At 70.7% G+C, this 16,501-nt stretch carries 18 protein-coding genes; 14 read left to right on the forward strand and 4 right to left on the reverse strand.

What is annotated here, in order from left to right:
* Window positions 1-12 precede the first annotated feature (12 nt).
* Both ACFT7S_RS09815 and ACFT7S_RS09820 read right to left on the reverse strand, forming a co-directional pair.
* The gene (locus ACFT7S_RS09815) at window positions 13-681 is read right to left on the reverse strand and encodes a histidine phosphatase family protein (protein WP_382729271.1); all 669 of its coding nucleotides are present in this window, start codon (window positions 679-681) and stop codon (window positions 13-15) included.
* Window positions 678-2,102: an FGGY-family carbohydrate kinase gene (locus ACFT7S_RS09820; RefSeq protein WP_382729273.1), complete on the reverse strand. Its 1,425-nt coding sequence runs from the start codon at window positions 2,100-2,102 to the stop codon at window positions 678-680. The genes ACFT7S_RS09815 and ACFT7S_RS09820 overlap by 4 nt, the downstream gene beginning before the upstream one ends.
* Before the next feature lie 149 nt (window positions 2,103-2,251).
* On the opposite strand from ACFT7S_RS09820, the gene ACFT7S_RS09825 reads away from it, so the two are divergent.
* The 12 genes from ACFT7S_RS09825 to ACFT7S_RS09880 all read left to right on the forward strand — a co-directional run bounded on the left by ACFT7S_RS09825 (window position 2,252) and on the right by ACFT7S_RS09880 (window position 13,092).
* Window positions 2,252-3,682: an ABC transporter substrate-binding protein gene (locus tag ACFT7S_RS09825; protein ID WP_382729275.1), complete on the forward strand. Its 1,431-nt coding sequence runs from the start codon at window positions 2,252-2,254 to the stop codon at window positions 3,680-3,682.
* 15 nt (window positions 3,683-3,697) lie between these two features.
* Window positions 3,698-4,657, forward strand: coding sequence for a carbohydrate ABC transporter permease (locus tag ACFT7S_RS09830; protein WP_382729277.1), 960 nt, complete (start codon window positions 3,698-3,700; stop codon window positions 4,655-4,657).
* Window positions 4,654-5,484, forward strand: coding sequence for a carbohydrate ABC transporter permease (locus tag ACFT7S_RS09835; protein ID WP_382729279.1), 831 nt, complete (start codon window positions 4,654-4,656; stop codon window positions 5,482-5,484). The genes ACFT7S_RS09830 and ACFT7S_RS09835 overlap by 4 nt, the downstream gene beginning before the upstream one ends.
* Window positions 5,481-6,581 carry an ABC transporter ATP-binding protein gene (locus ACFT7S_RS09840; protein ID WP_382729281.1) on the forward strand — a complete coding sequence of 367 codons (1,101 nt, stop codon included), beginning with the start codon at window positions 5,481-5,483 and terminating at the stop codon, window positions 6,579-6,581. The genes ACFT7S_RS09835 and ACFT7S_RS09840 overlap by 4 nt, the downstream gene beginning before the upstream one ends.
* On the forward strand, window positions 6,578-7,390 hold the full coding sequence (locus tag ACFT7S_RS09845; RefSeq protein WP_382729283.1) for a DeoR/GlpR family DNA-binding transcription regulator: 813 nt from the start codon (window positions 6,578-6,580) through the stop codon (window positions 7,388-7,390). The genes ACFT7S_RS09840 and ACFT7S_RS09845 overlap by 4 nt, the downstream gene beginning before the upstream one ends.
* Window positions 7,387-8,460, forward strand: coding sequence for an ABC transporter ATP-binding protein (locus ACFT7S_RS09850; RefSeq protein ID WP_382729285.1), 1,074 nt, complete (start codon window positions 7,387-7,389; stop codon window positions 8,458-8,460). Before ACFT7S_RS09845 ends, ACFT7S_RS09850 begins: the two co-directional genes overlap by 4 nt.
* Window positions 8,457-9,464: a 2-hydroxyacid dehydrogenase gene (locus tag ACFT7S_RS09855; protein ID WP_382729287.1), complete on the forward strand. Its 1,008-nt coding sequence runs from the start codon at window positions 8,457-8,459 to the stop codon at window positions 9,462-9,464. The genes ACFT7S_RS09850 and ACFT7S_RS09855 overlap by 4 nt, the downstream gene beginning before the upstream one ends.
* Window positions 9,465-9,480: 16 nt before the next feature.
* Window positions 9,481-10,884, forward strand: coding sequence for an FGGY family carbohydrate kinase (locus ACFT7S_RS09860; protein ID WP_382729289.1), 1,404 nt, complete (start codon window positions 9,481-9,483; stop codon window positions 10,882-10,884).
* A 77-nt stretch (window positions 10,885-10,961) separates the two neighbouring features.
* Window positions 10,962-12,029, forward strand: coding sequence for a glycerophosphodiester phosphodiesterase family protein (locus ACFT7S_RS09865; protein WP_382729291.1), 1,068 nt, complete (start codon window positions 10,962-10,964; stop codon window positions 12,027-12,029).
* A 102-nt stretch (window positions 12,030-12,131) separates the two neighbouring features.
* On the forward strand, window positions 12,132-12,788 hold the full coding sequence (locus ACFT7S_RS09870) for a CatB-related O-acetyltransferase (protein WP_382729293.1): 657 nt from the start codon (window positions 12,132-12,134) through the stop codon (window positions 12,786-12,788).
* Window positions 12,785-12,934, forward strand: coding sequence for a hypothetical protein (locus ACFT7S_RS09875; RefSeq protein WP_382729295.1), 150 nt, complete (start codon window positions 12,785-12,787; stop codon window positions 12,932-12,934). The genes ACFT7S_RS09870 and ACFT7S_RS09875 overlap by 4 nt, the downstream gene beginning before the upstream one ends.
* On the forward strand, window positions 12,928-13,092 hold the full coding sequence (locus ACFT7S_RS09880) for a hypothetical protein (protein WP_382729297.1): 165 nt from the start codon (window positions 12,928-12,930) through the stop codon (window positions 13,090-13,092). Before ACFT7S_RS09875 ends, ACFT7S_RS09880 begins: the two co-directional genes overlap by 7 nt.
* Here ACFT7S_RS09880 and ACFT7S_RS09885 read toward each other — a convergent pair.
* Window positions 13,077-13,736, reverse strand: coding sequence for a TetR/AcrR family transcriptional regulator (locus ACFT7S_RS09885; protein ID WP_382729299.1), 660 nt, complete (start codon window positions 13,734-13,736; stop codon window positions 13,077-13,079). The genes ACFT7S_RS09880 and ACFT7S_RS09885 overlap by 16 nt on opposite strands.
* Before the next feature lie 102 nt (window positions 13,737-13,838).
* Here ACFT7S_RS09885 and ACFT7S_RS09890 point away from each other — a divergent pair, with 102 nt between their 5' ends.
* A complete protein-coding gene (locus tag ACFT7S_RS09890; protein WP_382729301.1) occupies window positions 13,839-14,228 on the forward strand; it encodes a VOC family protein in 390 nt (129 codons plus the stop codon).
* Window positions 14,229-14,259: 31 nt separating this feature from the next.
* On the opposite strand, the gene ACFT7S_RS09895 is transcribed toward ACFT7S_RS09890, so the two are convergent.
* Window positions 14,260-15,234: an ArsR/SmtB family transcription factor gene (locus tag ACFT7S_RS09895; protein WP_382729303.1), complete on the reverse strand. Its 975-nt coding sequence runs from the start codon at window positions 15,232-15,234 to the stop codon at window positions 14,260-14,262.
* Between the two features lie 59 nt (window positions 15,235-15,293).
* Here ACFT7S_RS09895 and ACFT7S_RS09900 point away from each other — a divergent pair, with 59 nt between their 5' ends.
* The gene (locus ACFT7S_RS09900) at window positions 15,294-16,484 is read left to right on the forward strand and encodes an MFS transporter (protein WP_382729305.1); all 1,191 of its coding nucleotides are present in this window, start codon (window positions 15,294-15,296) and stop codon (window positions 16,482-16,484) included.
* Window positions 16,485-16,501 lie beyond the last annotated feature (17 nt).

The raw sequence follows: 16,501 nt of genomic DNA on the forward strand, positions 1-16,501 counted from the left end.
CCGCTCTTGTCCTCAATCGCCGGACGGGCTTGAGTCGGTGCGGACCGGGCTTGGGGTGCACGGGACGTTCAGTGACAGCAGGGCGGCGCCCTTGCCGTCCTCGCCCTCCAGGTTCAGTTCGGTCACCGCTGCGTTGCGTAGTTGGGGCAAGACCCGGCGGTAGGTGCCCAGGGGGATGGCGAGCAGTTCGCACAGCACCAGGCGGAGCAGGGTGTTGTGCGCGACCACCAGGACCCGTTGCCCCGGGTGGCCGTCCGCGATGCGGCGCAGTGCTGCCGTTCCCCTGGCCGCCGCCGCCCGGGGGTCCTCCGCACCGGGGAACGGGTTGGCCACCGGGTCGGCCCGGTAGGCCTCTGCGCGTTCCGGGTTCTCGGCGGCGAATTCGGCCAGGGTGCGGCCTTCCATTGTCCCGAAGTCGCATTCGCGCAGGCCGTGTTCGCGCAGCGGTACGAGGCCGAGGGCCCGGCAGGCCGGGTCGGCGGTCTCCATGGCGCGGGACATCGTCGAGGTCCAGATCGCGTCGACCGGGTTCCGGCCCGCCCACTCCCCCAGCCGCTCGGCCTGGCGTCGTCCTTCGTCGGTGAGCGCGATGTCGCTGACCCCGGCGTAGCGGTTCTCGGCGTGCCAGACCGTCTGGCCGTGGCGGGCGAGCAGCAGGGTGGCGCTCGGGCTCGTGGTCATGGGTGCTCCGTTCGCGTGCGGGCGTGCGCGGCGACCCGGGCGGGGAGCCAGCCGCGCCGTTCCAGTTCGTCCACCAGCTTGAGGTACGGCTCCGTGTGGCGGGCGGTGCGCGCCGGGTCCGGGCGCAGGACGTGCCGGATCCGGACCATCCGGGCCGCCGCTTCCTGCACGGTGGCCGTGGCCCGTGCCCCGTAAGCGGCGAGTACGGCCATGCCGAGGGCCGGTTCGCTGTGCTGCGGGATGTGGACGGGGCGGCCGAGGATGTCGGCGCGCAGCCGGTTCCAGTGGTCGCTGCGCACGGCGCCGCCGGTCAGGGTCAGCGGGCCGTGCAGGGGGGCGCCGAGCAGGTCCAGGTAGTCGAGGCAGAGCCGTTCGACCAGGCCGACGCCGGTCAGGAGTGCCGCCCAGTGCTCGGCGTCGGAAGCGGGTTCGCCGATCAGGAACCCGGTGGCGTCGGGGGCGAGGAAGGGGAAGCGTTCTCCGCGCGCGGCCAGCGGGTACGCGAGTACGGCCGTCGGCTCGTGGTCCGGGGCCAGCGTGTCCAGGCGGGCCGGGTCCGCCCCCGGGAAGGCCGCGGTCAGCGCCCCGCCGCCGACGCCCGACGCCCCGCCGGGCAGCCAGCTCCCGTCCGGGGCACGGTGGTTGTAGACCACTCCGGTACGGTCCACCAGCGGCGACGCGGTGACCCCCTTGAGGACCAGCGTCGTACCGAGCACGGAGTTCCATGAGCCGACGGCGAGCGACCCCGAGGCGAGCTGCGCCGCGCATCCGTCCGTCATCCCGGCGACCACGAGCGTCCCCGCGGGGATCCCGGTCTCCTCGGCCGCCGCCCGACCCACCTCCCCGATCCTGCGTCCGGGCCGCACCACCTCGGGGAACAGCCCGTCGGGCAGGCCCAGTTGCTCGAACCTCTGGTGCGGCCAGGCGTCCCGCTCCAGGTCGTAGCCGGTCTTCAGGGCATGGCTGGAGTCGGTGGCCAGGGGGTGCCCGGCGAGTCGCGCCACGATCAGGTCGGCCTGGTGCATGACGCGTACGCCGTCGCCCCCGGCCCCGTACTCCCGCAGCAGCCACATCACCTTGGGCAGTGCCCAGGCCGGAGGGGTCCGCGCCCTGACCGCCTCCGTCCGGGCGCGCCCGTCGTCGTACATCAGGCCGGGGGTCAGCGGCCGTCCTGTGCGGTCCGCGAGCAACACCGTGCCGGAGGTGGAGCAGATGGCGAGCGCACGGGGCGCAGGAGCGTCGCGCAGCGCCTGGCGCGTGGCCGCGCAGACGGCGGTCCACCAGTCCGGGGGCTGCTGCTCGTGGCGTACGCCGTCCCGTCTGCCGGCGAGCGGAGCCGAGCCGCTGCCGAGGATCTCCCCGCGGTCGGATGCGACGACCGCGCGGACGCTCTGTGTGCCGAGATCGATACCCATCCACATACCGGCTCCCTCTGTGAACTTCCCACTCTGCACCGAGAAATTCCGTTGCGCGAGGGATTGACGCCCAACTTGCGTTGTTCCAAGCTCTGTTAACCAATCGACAGAACGCGTTGACAACATCTCCGGCCGGCTGACCGTGGAGGTCACGGATGGACATGCACGCGCACGACCGGCGGCGGTTCCTCGCCCTCACCGCGGCTGCGGCCGCGTCCGCCGCCCCACTGCTCACCGCCTGCGGAGCGGGCTTCGGCGACGAAGAGAACAAGGGCAACGGCGGCTCCGCGGCCGACGACGTCACCGGCTCCTTCGACTGGAAGCGCGCCGAGGGCAAGACAGTCAAAGCACTGCTCAACAAGCATCCGTACACCGACGCCCTGATCGCCGATCTGAAGTCGTTCACCGAGAAGACCGGCATCAAGGTCGAGTACGACGTCTTCCCCGAGGACAACTACTTCGACAAGCTCACCGTCGACCTGTCCAGCGGCCGCGCCTCGTACGACGTCTTCATGCTGGGCGCGTACATGGTGTGGCAGTACGGTCCGCCCGGCTGGCTGGAGGACCTCGGCCCCTGGATGCGCAACTCCTCGGCGACCGGCGCCGATTGGGACCAGGCCGACTTCTTCCCGAATCTGCTCCAGGCCGACCAGTGGTCGCTGAAGGCGGGCGCCCCGCTCGGACAGGGCGGGCAGTACGCGCTGCCGTGGGGCTGGGAGACCAATGTCGTCGCGTACAACACCGAGGTGTTCAAGAAGCTCGGCCTGAAGCCCGCGGAGTCCTTCGACGAGCTGCGCGAGCTGGCCGGGACCATCACCCGTAAGGCGCCGGGCGCGGGCTTCGACGGGATGTACGGGGTCGCGGTGCGCGGTTCGCGCAGCTGGGCCACTATCCATCCCGGCTTCATGACGATGTACGCACGCAACGGGCTGAAGGACTTCACCGTCGAGGGCGGCAAGGTGAAACCTGCGATGAACTCCCCGGAGGCCATCGCGTTCACCAAGGACTGGGCCGAGATGGTCAAGAAGGGCGGGCCGCCGTCCTGGACCTCGTACACCTGGTACCAGTGCTCGAGCGACCTCGGTGCGAAGAAGGCGGGGATGCTCTTCGACGCGGACACCGCCGCCTACTTCCAGGCGGTGAAGGGGGCCTCCCCGGCCTCCGGGAAGATCGCCTTCCACCCCGGCCCGAAGGGTCCCGGCGGCTCGCTCGCCACGAACATGTGGATCTGGTCGCTGGGCATGAACGCCAGGAGCCGCAACAAGCCGGCGGCCTGGCTGTTCCTCCAGTGGGCGACCGGCAAGGAGCATCTGCTCAAGGGCGCGGTCGAGTACAACCACATCGATCCGGTACGCAGGTCCGTCAGCCAGGACGCCGCGTACCGGAACAAGATGCAGGCGATCCCGGGCTTCATCGAGACGTTCGAGACGGTGGTCGACCAGACGAAGATCCAGTTCACCCCGCAGGAGCAGTTCTTCGACGCGACGACGAGCTGGGCGTCCGCGCTACAGGAGATCTACGGCGGCAAGAACGCGTCATCCGTACTGAACTCACTGGCGGGCGATCTGGCGTCCAAGGTCGGCTGACGCATGCCCGCACGGATGGTTTCCCTGTTTGAGACCGGCCACGGGGCGGCCTCGGACGAGGAACAAAAGGAGCGGGCGGCGCGATCCGTGCCGGGGTGGCGCCGCTCGCTACGGCCGTATCTGCTGATCGTGCCCGCCCTGTTGCTGACGGGCGGCATCCTCTATCCGTTCGGCCTCGGCCTCTACTACACGGTGTTCGACTTCGCGGCGAGCAAGCCGCAGCCGGACATGGTGGGGATCGAGAACTACCGGCGGATCTTCAGCCAGTCCTCGTTCTGGGACTCGGCGTGGGTGACGGTCCTGTACGCGGTCGGCGCGGCGGCCGTCGAGACGGTGCTCGGGGTCTCGGTGGCACTGCTGCTGCACCGGGCGAGCATGGTCGGGCGGGTGCTGGAGAAGATCCTGATCCTGCCGCTGATGATCGCGCCCGTGATCGCCGCGATCATGTGGAAGCTGATGCTCCAGCCCTCGGTCGGTGTGATCAACCATCTGCTGGAGCCGTTCGGGCTCGGCGGCGTGCAGTGGACGGACACCCCGACGGGTGCGCTGCTGTCCTCGATCGCCGTCGATGTGTGGGTGTACACACCGTTCGTCGCGATCCTCGCGCTGGCGGGGCTGCGTTCGCTGCCCACCTCGCCCTTCGAGGCGGCGGCGGTGGACGGGGCGGGCTGGTGGTTCACCTTCCGGCGTCTCACGCTGCCGATGCTGTGGCCGTACGTCCTGGTCGCGGTGATCTTCCGGTTCATGGACTCGCTGAAGGTCTTCGACATCATCTACGCGCTGACGGAGGGCGGCCCGGGCGACTCGACGGTGGTGCTCCAGATCCGGGCGTATCTGGAGGCGATCCGCTTCCAGCGCTACTCGTTCGGCATCAGCTACATGATCGTGCTCTGGGCCGTGGTCTACCTGGTCACGATGGTGCTGGTGCGCTATCTGGGCCGGATCCAGAACCGGGCGGCGGAGGTGCCCAAGTGAAGCGAAAACTGCTGTCCGTGGCTGCCGACGGGGCCCTGATCCTCTATTTCGTCTTCGCGCTGTTCCCCATCGCGTGGATGGTGATCCTGTCGCTGAAGCCGACGAACGAGCTGTTCAGTACGTACTTCTCGTTCACCCCGACCTTCGACTCGTACCGCACGGTCCTCGGCGCCGGGGACGACCAGGGCGTGCCGTTCCTGCGGTTCTTCGTCAACAGTCTCGTCGTGTCGCTGGGCGCGGTCGGCCTCTCGCTGGTGATCGGGCTGCCCGCCGCGTACGCCGCGGCCCGCTGGCGGTTCCGCGGCTCGGAGAACCTGATGTTCACCCTGCTCTCGTTCCGCTTCGCCCCCGAACTCACCGTGATCATCCCGCTGTTCGTGCTCTACCAGAAGCTGGGGCTCTTCGACACGTACGTCGGCATGGTGTGGGTGCTCCAGCTGGTGACGCTGCCGCTCATCGTCTGGATCATGCGCTCGTACTTCTCCGACCTCTCCCCCGAGCTGGAACAGGCGGCTCTCCTGGACGGCTACACCCGTAAGCAGGCGTTCTTCAAGGTCGCGCTCCCCCTGGTCAAGCCGGGTATAGCGGCCGTCTCCCTGCTGGCGTTCATCTTCGCGTGGAACAACTTCGTCTTCCCGCTCATCCTGACGTCGTCGGACGCCCAGACCGTGACGGTGGGCGCCCTGTCCTTCCTCGGCGGCGACCGGCCCAAGTACAACCTGACGGCGGCCGCGGCTCTGGTGTCGGTGGTCCCGCCGCTGCTCCTAGCGCTGACCATTCAGCGGTATCTGGTGCGGGGCCTGTCGTTCGGGGCGGTGAAGTCATGACCGGTCCTGCGGCCATCACCCTGCGTTCCGTACACAAGAGGTACGGGAGGAACACCGCGCTCGACGGGCTGGAACTCGACGTGGCGGAGGGCGAGTTCTTCTGTCTGCTCGGCCCGTCCGGCGCCGGCAAGACCACCACGCTCAAGACGATCGCCGGTCTGGAGGAGCCACAGTCCGGCACGGTCGAACTGGGCGGCCGGGACATGTCGGGCATCGAGCCGTACGACCGGGGGGTGGCGATGTGTTTCGAGTCGTACGCCCTCTATCCGCATCGCACGGCATACGACAATCTGGCCTCCCCGCTCCGCTCGCCGCGCCACCGCCTCCCCGCGAACCAGGTGCACGAGCGGGTCGGGGCGACCGCCGAACTCCTGGGGATCGGCGGGCTGCTGGACCGTCCCGTGGGCCGGCTCTCCAACGGGCAGCGCCAACGGGTCGCGCTCGGCCGGGTGCTGGTACGTCCGGCACGGGCCTTCCTGCTCGACGAACCGCTGTCCCATCTGGACGCCAAACTGCGGCAGGCGATGCGCGCCGAACTGCGGGCGATCGCCTCCGTCCGGCGGACGACCACGCTCTATGTCACCCATGACTCGGTCGAGGCACTGGCGCTCGGCGACCGGATCGGGGTGATCAGGGACGGCCGCATGGTGCAGACCGGCACCCGAGAGGAGCTGTGGCACCGCCCGTACGACACCTTCGTCGCCCAGTCCTTCGGCCGGCCGCGGATCAATCTGCTGCCGGGGACGGTGACGGGCGAGGGGCACTTCCGGGCGGCGGACGGGGCGTACGAAGCGCCACTGGCCGTGCCCGCGCCGCCGGGCACGGCCGTCCAACTGGGCATACGGCCCCGGGACATCAGGCTCCACGAGGGTCCGGGCACCCGGTTCAACGGCTCCGTCTACATCACCGAAGTGCTGGGCCGGGCCACCGAGGTCACCGTCCGGATCGGCGAACAGCAGCTGTCCCTCGTCGTACCGCGCGCCGAGGCGGCAGGGCTGCGCCCCGACGATCCGGTCCGGCTCTCCGTACCACCTGAGAACCTGCTGCTGTTCGAGGCCGACCGGCCGGAGAGACCAGGACGAAGGATCAGCCCATGAGCAGCCTCCCGCAGCGCGGCCCCGCCCCCCGCCAGGCATCCATAGCCGAGTACGTCCTCGCCGAGGGTGAGGTGAGCGCGGCCGAGCTGGCCGAGCGGTTCGACGTCAGCGTGATGACCATCCACCGGGACCTCGACGAGCTGGAACGGCAGGGCATCGTCCGCAAGTTCCGCGGCGGCGTCACCGCACAGCCGTCGGGTGTCTTCGAGTCGAACGTCGCCTACCGTCTGAAGACGATGCGTGCCGAGAAGGCCGCGGTCGCCGAGCGGGCGCTGAAGCTCATCGAGCCGGGCATGGCGGTGATGCTCGACGATTCGACGTCGACGCTGGAGATCGCGCGCAGGCTGCGCTCCATCACCCCACTGACCGTCGTCACCAACTTCCTCGAAGCGATCACCCTGTTGTCGCAGGAGCGCGGCATCCACCTGATGGCCCTCGGCGGCGACTACGACCCCCTGCACTCCTCCTTCCTGGGGGTCTCGTGCGTGGAGGCCGTGCAGTCCCTTCAGGTCGATGTCTGCTTCACCTCGACGTCCGCCGTGTCGGGCGGATTCGCGTATCACCAGGAGCAGCACATCGTGTCCGTGAAGCGGGCCATGCTCGACTCGGCCGCCCGGAACGTACTGCTGCTGGACCACTCCAAACTGGGCCGCGTCGCCCTGCACCGGCTCGCGCCGCTGTCCCGGTTCGATCTGGTGCTGGTGGACGACGGGGCGTCCGCGGAGGCGCTGCGCGATCTGGACGAGCACAAGGTTCCGTACGAGGTCTGCGGGACCGGAGACGAACCCGGAGGCGGCGATGAAGGGTGACTGAACTGGCCCTGCGCGCACTGCGCAAGACGTATACGGGGCGGGGCCGTACCCCGGTCGAAGCGGTGCGCGCGATCGATATCGAGCTGCGGTCCGGTGAGTTACTGGGCCTGCTCGGCCCGTCGGGGTGCGGGAAGTCCACGACACTGCGGATGATCGCCGGCCTGGAGACCGTCACGGGCGGGGACATCCTGATCGGCGGTTCTTCGGTCGTCCCGCTCCCGGCCCAGCAGCGCAACATCGGGGTCGCGTTCGAGAACTACGCGCTCTACCCGCCGCTCACCGTCGCCGAGAACCTCGCCTTCGGGCTGTCGGCGCGACGGCGGTACGGGCGGGCCGAGATCCGGGACCGAGTTGCCGCGATGGCGCAGCGCATGGGGATCTCCGCCCTCCTGGGAGCCCGCCCGGCCGGTCTCTCCAGCGGACAGAAGCAGCGCGTGGCACTGGCCCGCGCACTGATCCGCGAGCCGGACGTCCTCCTGCTCGACGAACCGCTCTCCCATCTGGACGCCGGTCAACGGGACACCACACGCCGCGAACTCAAGCGCATCCAGCGGGACTCGGGGCACACCACCATCCTCGTCACGCACGACCAGGAGGAGGCGCTGTCGCTCGCCGACCGGATCGCGGTGATGCGGGACGGCGAGATCCAGCAGCTGGGCACACCGGAAGAGATCTACGACGCTCCGGCCAATCTGTTCGTCGCCGACTTCGTCGGGGAGCCCGCGATGAACCTCCTTCCTGGGGTCGCGCTGGGCGGGGGCGTACGGCTCTCGGACACCGTGACCATCCCCGTACCGCACCGGCCGGCCGATGGCCGCGATGTGGTGCTGGGCATCCGCCCCGAGGACCTCACCCTCGGCGGTACGGGGGTACGCGCCCGGGTCGGCGCCCACGAACCCCTCCTCGAAACGGGTATCGCCACGCTCGCGCTCGACGGGGTGAGCGGTCCGCTCGTCGTGCAGACCGGTCCCGTGGTGCGACTCGACCGGGGCGACACCGTCCGGGTCACCGCCGACCCCCAGCACATCCATGTCTTCGACGCCGAGACAGGAGACGCCCTGCGATGAGGATTCTGGCTGCCGGTGACCATTTCGTCCGTAACTCGCTGATCGTCGAGGCACTGCGCCACGCCCTCGGCCCGGATCTGAATCTCACCGAACTCACCCTCCCCTGGCCCCTCGAACCCTTCGGCAAGGTCGCCGAGGTCGATGAGGCGAGCAACGCCGAGGACGCACTGATCGGCGCCCTCGACGGCGTCGAGGTGTGCGTGACGCAGATGGGCCCGTTCACCGAGCGGGTGCTGGCCGCGGCGCCCGCTCTGCGGCTCGTCGTCGTCTGCCGGGGCGGCCCGGTCAATGTGAACGCCGAGGCGGCCCGGGCCCGCGGTGTCCGCGTCTGCTTCGCACCCGGGCGCAATGCCGCGGCCACCGCCGAATTCACCGTCGGCCTCCTCCTCGGGGCCCTGCGCCGCATCCCGGAAGCACACCACTCGCTGCACGGGACGGGCCATTGGGACGCTTCCCACTACACGTACGAGAACTGCGGTCTGGAGCTGGAGGACGCCCCGGTCGGCCTGATCGGCTACGGCGCGGTCGGCAGCCGGGTCGCCCGTGCACTCACCGCCTTCGGCGCCGAGGTCGAGGTGTACGACCCGTATGTCCGGGGCGACGTCCACGGCATGCGCGCCCCGTCCCTGGACGCGCTGCTCGCCCGCTCCCGCGTCCTCACACTCCACGCCAGGCTCACCCCGGAGACCCGGCATCTGATCGGCGCCCGCGAACTGGCCCTGCTGCCCCGTGGCGCGGTGCTGGTGAACGCGGCACGGGGAGGCCTCCTGGACACCGACGCACTCTGCGACGCCCTGGAATCGGGGCAGTTGAGGGCAGCGGCGCTCGACACCTACGAGCAGGAGCCACCCCCCGCCGAATCCCGTCTCTTCCGTGCGCCTCATCTGCTGATGACCCCGCATGTGGCGGGCGCCAGCCGCGCCGTCGCCGAGAAGGCCACCCGGATCGCGGCGGCCGAGGTAGCCCGCTACGTGCGGGGCGAACCGCCCGCCCACTCCCTCTGACCGGAGGTCACCCACCATGACCAGATACGTCGGGATCGATGTCGGCACCTCCATGGTGAAAGCGGCCGCGTTCGACGAGCGGGGCCGCACGCTCGCCGTCGAGTCGCGCCCCGTCCGGCTGGACATCCGCGACGGGTTCGTCGAGCAGGACATGGACGAGGTGTACGGGGCCGTCTGCGAGGTCCTGGCCGCACTGGGGTCCGAAGGGGTGGCGTTCACCGGGCTCACCGGCCAGGGCGACGGTGTGTGGCTGGTGGACGCGCAGGGCCGCCCGGTCCGTACAGCGATCTCCTGGATGGACGGGCGGGCCCACGAACTCGTGGACACCTGGCTGGCGTCGGGGGCCTTCGAGGACGTCTACCGGCGCACCGGGAGCGCGATGTTCCCGGGCTGCCCCGGCCCCGTACTGGCCTGGCTGGAGCGCCACGACCCTGCCTCCCTGGACCGGGCGGCCACGGCCCTGTACTGCAAGGACATGGTGTTCCAGCGCCTGACGGGGGTCCGGGCCACCGATGTGTCCGATGCGTCGATGCCGTTCCTGGACCCGGTGACCCGTACGTACTCCCCCGAGGTCGTCGCCGCACTCGGCCTGACCCACCGCTCCGCGCTCCTGCCCCCGGTCAGCGACCCGGTCGCCATCGGTGAACTCCCCTCCGGGGTACGGATCTCCAACGGCCCGTACGACCTTCCGGCCTCCGCCCTCGGCGCGGGCGTCACCCGCCCCGGCGACGGACTGTTGATCGTCGGCACCTGCCTGGCCGCGCTCGTCGCCACGGAACACCTCGATCTGACCGGCGAACCGGCCGGGCTGCACATCTCCACCGACCACCCGGGCCACTGGCTGCGCGCCATGCCCGCGATGGTCGGCACGGCCGCACTGGACTGGGTCCTGGCCACGACCGGCGTACGGCACACGGAGGTCGACGCCCTGCTCGCCGCGACCGAGCCCGGCGCGCACGGTGTCCGCGTCCTCCCCTACTTCGCGCCCTCCGGCGAACGCGCCCCGTTCGTCGAACCGCGTCTGCGCGCCGAATTCAGCGGCATTTCCCTCGAAACCACCCCGGGCGACCTGATCCGCGCCGTCTGCGAGGGCATCGGCTTCGCCGCCCGCCACTGTCTGGAGGCCGCGGGCCTCACCGGCACGCTCGCCCTGTGCGGGGGCGGCACCCGCTCCCCCGCCTGGATGCGCCTGTTCGCCGATGTGCTGGGCAGGCCGGTGCGGATCGTGGAGGGCGAGGTGGGTGCGCGCGGTGCGGTGCTCGCGGGGGCGCAGCGCTTCGGGGTGGAGCTGGACACGGCGGCGTGGACGGCCCCGACCTCGGTCGTCGTGCCGGATCCGGCACGGGCGGCCTTCTACGCGAAGGCGTACGAAGACCACCTGGTGCGCCTGGCCAACGCCCGTGCACACACCCGTACATGAAGCAGCCGGGCGCCGTACTTCGAGCCGTAACCCCCCATCGCTTTGGTGGTCCTTCCGCTCACCCCGAGGAGCTCCGCATGAACCACACCCCGAGACGACGCTCGATACTCCTGGCCACGGCCGCGGTGACGGCCGCGGCGGCGACCCCCGCCGTCGCTTCCGTCACTTCCGTCGCTTCCGAGAAGGGCCACGGCCCGCTGGTCATCGGTCATCGGGGTGCGGCCGGCTGGCGTCCCGAGCACACCGCCGCCGCGTACACCTTCGGGGTGCGGGCCGGGGCCGACTGGATCGAGCCCGACCTCGTCCCGACGAAGGACCACGTCCTGGTCGTGCGCCACGAGAACGAGATATCGGGCACCACCGATGTCGCCGCGCACCCGGAGTTCGCCGGCCGCCGCACCACGAAGACCGTCGACGGCAAGGCGGTCACCGGCTGGTTCACGGAGGACTTCACGCTCGCCGAGCTGAAGACCCTGCGGGCGGTGGAGCGGCTGCCGCTGGTCCGCAACCGCAACACGGTCTTCGACGGCCGCGAGCAGGTCATGACGTTCCAGGAGGTCATCGATCTGGCCCGCGCCCTGTCCAAGGAGCACGGCCGCCGGATCGCGGTCTTCCCGGAGACGAAGCACCCCACGTACTTCCGGTCGATCGGGCTGCCCCTGGAGCCGGAACTGATCCGTGTCATCCGCCGCAACCGGCTGAGCGCCCGCGAATGCGTCGTCCAGTCCTTCGAACCGTCCAGCCTGCACCGGGTGGCCGAGGCCCGGCTCGGGCTGCCGCTCTGGCAGGCGCTCGGCACGAGCGGCGGTCCGTACGGCCACACGCTCACGTACAAGGAGATGATGACGCCCGCCGGGCTGCGCGAGATCGCCCGTTACGCGGACTGGATCGGCCCGGACAAGTCCTCGCTCGTCCCGCCGCTCACGCTGCTGGCGGACGCGCACGCGGCGGGCCTGAAGGTCGGTGCGTACACCTTCCGTGCGGAGAACCAGTACCTGCCGGCCCCGTACCGTCGGGGCACCGCGCCGACCGAGTTCGGTGACGCGTTCGCCGAGTACGCCTTCCACTACGAGCAGGGTGTGGACGCCGTCGTGACGGACTTCCCGGACATCGCCGCGAGCGCGCGGGACGGCCTGCGGGCCTGAGCCGGGACGTGGCGGCCGCACGGAAATGGGCGTGCGGCCGTCCGGAGCCGGCTGCCATCATGAGTGCTCGTCCGCAGTACAGACCCGTCGGAAGCAGCGCGCATGAGCCTCGTACCCGCCGATCCCACGGTGCTGCACCCCATGCCGGGGCAGCCACGGGTGGTGCAGCTGAAGCCGCTCGTGACCTCGCCGCTGATCGAGGTCGGGGAGTTCTCGTACTACGACGACCCGGACGACGCGACCGGGTTCGAGACGCGCAATGTGCTGTACCACTACGGGCCGGAGAAGCTCGTCATCGGGAAGTTCTGCGCGATCGGCACCGGGGTGCGGTTCATCATGAACGGCGCCAACCACCGTATGGACGGCCCGTCCACGTTCCCGTTCCCCACGATGGGCGGCTCCTGGGCCGACCACTTCGACCTGCTGACCGGGCTGCCCGGCCGGGGCGACACCGTCGTCGGCAACGACGTGTGGTTCGGCTACCGCACGACGGTGATGCCCGGCGTACGGATCGGGCACGGCGCGATCATCGGTTCCGGCTCGGTGGTCGTCTCCGACGTACCGGACTACGGCATCGTCGGCGGCAACCCCGCCAAGCTGATCCGGACCCGGTACGAGGACGGGGACATCGCCCGCCTCCTCGCCGTCGCCTGGTGGGACTGGACCGCCGAGCACATCACGGAGCACGTACGCACGATCATGTCCGGCAGCATCGACGAACTGGAAGCGGCTGCGCCCGGCGAGCGGGGCGGCCGGTGAGCTTCGATCCCCGCAGCGGGAAGTCCACGGTGGCCGCCGCGCTGGCCGCGCGGCTGCGGAGGTCGGCGCACATCGACGTGGACGCACTCCAGGACCTGATCGTCAGCGGGAACGAGTGGCCCACTGGACCCGGGACAAGGTGCTGACCACCAACTGGGCGCCCCTGGACCATGCGCTGCGCGCGGAGCTCGGTGACTCGGGAACGTGGATCGACGCCTCGGGGCAGTCGGTGGAGGAGACGGTCGAGGCGGTTCTGTCCGCGACCGGTCCGGGGCATCTCCGGCAGGATCAGGCCACGGCGTAGTCGGCGAGTGCCGGTTCGAGCAGGCCGAAGGCGCGGGTGGTCTCGTCCCCGAGGACGGCCGCGATCTCGGGGTTGGTGCGGCCGGCGAGGGTGAGGTCCTGAATGCGCTGGAACAGCGTGCGGTGGACGGCCCCGAGCAGGGCCGCGGCCGTACGCGGGGTGATGCCGCCGACGGCGGCGCCGGTCGCCTCGGCCAGGACGGCGGCCAGCGCGTCCTCGCGCCGGTCGTGCAACCCGCGCAGGCAGGCCGAGAGGGTGGGGCTGTCGGCGATCATCCGGGAGAACTCGGGGCCCGCGAAACCGGCTACCGGATCCTGGGCGGCGACGGCGGCCTGAAAGGCGTCGCGGAGCGCGGCGATGACGGATTCACCGGTCGGCCGGGCGGCGGCGGTGCGCGCCAGGCCCGCGACGAACTCGTCCTGGTGGTCCAGTGCCAGATCCTCCTTGCGCGGGAAGTAGTTGGTGACCGTCTTCTTGGCCACGCGAGCGGCGGCGGCGATCTCCGCGATGGTCGTCCGCTCGAAGCCCTGCTCGATGAAGAGCCTGGTCGCATGGTCGGAGATCAGCTGTCGCGTCTCCCGCTTCTTGGACTCCCGCAGGCCCATCACCTCGGTGCCCGACTCGACGCTCGTTTCGATACCCATGAGGGAATCTTACATCCGTAGCACATTTACATTGACACCCAAGCCACTCCCGCCCTAAAGTTACGTCCATCGTAAGTTTGCCTCGAACGAAAGAAGTCGGCCTTGCATATCTCCACCTCCACCCTCTCGCTCACCGTCGACGACGTCGCCGCGTCCCAGGCGTTCTTCACCGCACACCTCGGTTACAAGGAAACGGCCGCAGCCGACGGGTTCGCCTCGCTCACCCGCGAGGACGCCGCGGTCGACATCGTCCTGCTGCGCCGGGGCATCGAGATCCTGCCGACCGAGCAGCGCGATCAGCACGCCTCCGGCCTGATCCTCGCCTTCACGCTCACCGGCCTCGATGCCGAGGAGAAGCGACTGCGGGCCGAGGGCGTGGCGATCACCATGCCGCTGCGGGAGGAGCCCTGGGGCGAGCGCCTCTTCCAGATCACCGACCCGAACGGCGTGATCATCCAGTTCGTCGAATGGGTCACCCCGGCCGACGCCTGACACCGGGCGGCCGGTGCAACGAGCCTGCTGCTCAACCCTGTTGCTGGGCCTCCACGAGCACGTCGCCCGCGCCCGTACGGAAATAGAGCACCGAGCGTCCGGACCGTCGGCGCCCTGCCAGGCCCGCGTCGAGCAGGACCTTCAGGTGGCGGCCCACCGAGCCCAGCGCCTGGCCGGTCAGGGCCACCAGCTGAGTCGTGCTCTTGGGGGTGTCGAGGAGGACCAGGACACCCGCCCGGCCCGCCCCGAGCAGCCGTCCGAGACTGTCGGGCACCAGGGCCCGGCCCGCATCCGACAGCACGCCCGAGCAGGGATGGACGACGGCGTACCGCCGCGCCTCCTCGTCCCAGGAGAGCCAGCCCTGCCGGTGCGTGACGGGCACGAACAGCAGCTGTACGCCGGTGAGTTCACGCGGTGGGTAGTCGCGTGCGTTGACCTGGAGCCGATTCTCCCCCAGCCAGCGCATGCCCGGCTTCATGTCCTCCAGCGCGGCGGCCCAGCCGCGCTGGCTCAGCTGCCCGGCCCGCGCCACGATGTCCGCCTCGATGATCCGGCGGCGGCGCGGCCAGTCTGGCAGCACGGCACGCTGCCAGACCCACTCCAGTACAGCGGCCGCCCTCTCCGGCAGATCCGGACGGTGCAGGAGCTCCGGGAGCGGGCCGCCCCACGACACCTCCAGATCCGCCCGGGCGGCCTCGGACGGGGTCTCGCGGACCCGCGCCAGTTCCCGCCCGAAATCGGGGTCGCCCTCGCCGGTGGGGGTGGGCGTGACGAAGTCCGCGTTCCAATGGCCGCCCAGCGCGACCCGCACGAGAAGCGCGGTGACCGGGTCCTGTGCCATGCGCTGCCGGTAGGCGGGCCGGTGTGCGTCGAACCAGGCGCGTTCGCTCGGGTTCGCGGCCGTTCCGCCCTCCAGGGCCTGAAGAGTCGCGGTGGCCTCGGCCAGCGGCGATACGACAAATCTGCTGCTCGCCAAGGTGTCCGCGTTGACCTGCCACCAGCCCATGGTTTCGCCTCCGGGCGAAACAGTAACGTCCGTGCGGAAGCGGCGCCGAGACTCCCGGCATGCTCACCTACCGGGAACTGTTCCGGGTGCCGCAGTTCGGACCTCTCTTCGCGACCGGCGCGCTGCAGGCCGCCGGTTCGACCATGAGCGGTCTGGCTCTCGCCACCCTCGTCTACGCCGCGACCGGCTCTCCCCTTTTGTCCGCGCTCTCCATGTTCGGCTCCTCGCTCGCCCAGGTGCTCGGGGCGACCGTGCTGATGTCGGCGGCCGACCGGCTGCCGCCGCGCGCCGCGCTGAGCGGGATGGCGCTCGCCTTCGGCCTCGGGACCGCCGCCCTGGCCGCCCCCGGGCTCCCGCTCCCCGCACTCTTCGCCATCATCCTGAGCCAGGGGGCTGTCGCCGCCGTGGGCGGCGGGGTGCGGTACGGCCTGCTCAACGAGATCCTGCCCAAGGACGGCTATCTGCTGGGGCGTTCCGTGCTGAACATGTGCACCGGGCTGATGCAGGTCGGCGGCTTCGCGGTCGGCGGCGTCCTGCTGACCGCGCTGTCGCCGCGCGGCACGCTGCTCGTCGCCGCCGCCCTGTATCTGGCGGGCGCCGCCGTCGCCCGCTTCGGCCTCGCCCGCCGCCCGCCGCGCGCCACCGGACGGGCGTCCGCGAAGGAGACCTGGCGGATCAACGCGGAGCTGTGGTCCGCGAGGCCCCGCCGGTACATCTACCTCGCCCTCTGGGTGCCCAACGGGCTGATCGTCGGCTGCGAGTCGCTCTTCGTGCCGTACTCCCCCGGGCACGCGGGCCTGCTCTTCGCCTTCGCGGCGCTCGGGATGCTCGTCGGGGACACCGTGGCCGGCCGGCTCCTCCCGCAACGGTGGCGTGGCCGGCTGACCACCCCGGCGCAGCTGCTCCTCGCCGTGCCCTACCTGCTCTTCGTCCTGCGGCCCGGCCTGCCCTTCGCGGTGTTCCTGGTCATGCTCGCCTCCGTCGGCTTCGCGGCGAGTCTGCTGCTCCAGGAACGGCTGATGGCCCTGACCCCGAGCACGATGACCGGGCAGGCCCTCGGTCTGCACTCGTCGGGGATGCTCACCATGCAGGGCGTCGCCGCCGCCCTCGCGGGCGCGATAGCCCAGCTGACCTCCACGGCCACGGCGATGACCGTGATGGCGGCGGCCTCCGTCGCGGTCTCGCTCGTACTCGCGCCCGGACTGCGCCAGCGGCCTGCGCCGGTGGCGGCCGAGGCCGGCCTCACATGAAAAAGGGCGGGCTCCGG

This window comes from Streptomyces sp. NPDC057136 (assembly GCF_042670885.1).
GTDB lineage: Bacteria > Actinomycetota > Actinomycetes > Streptomycetales > Streptomycetaceae > Streptomyces.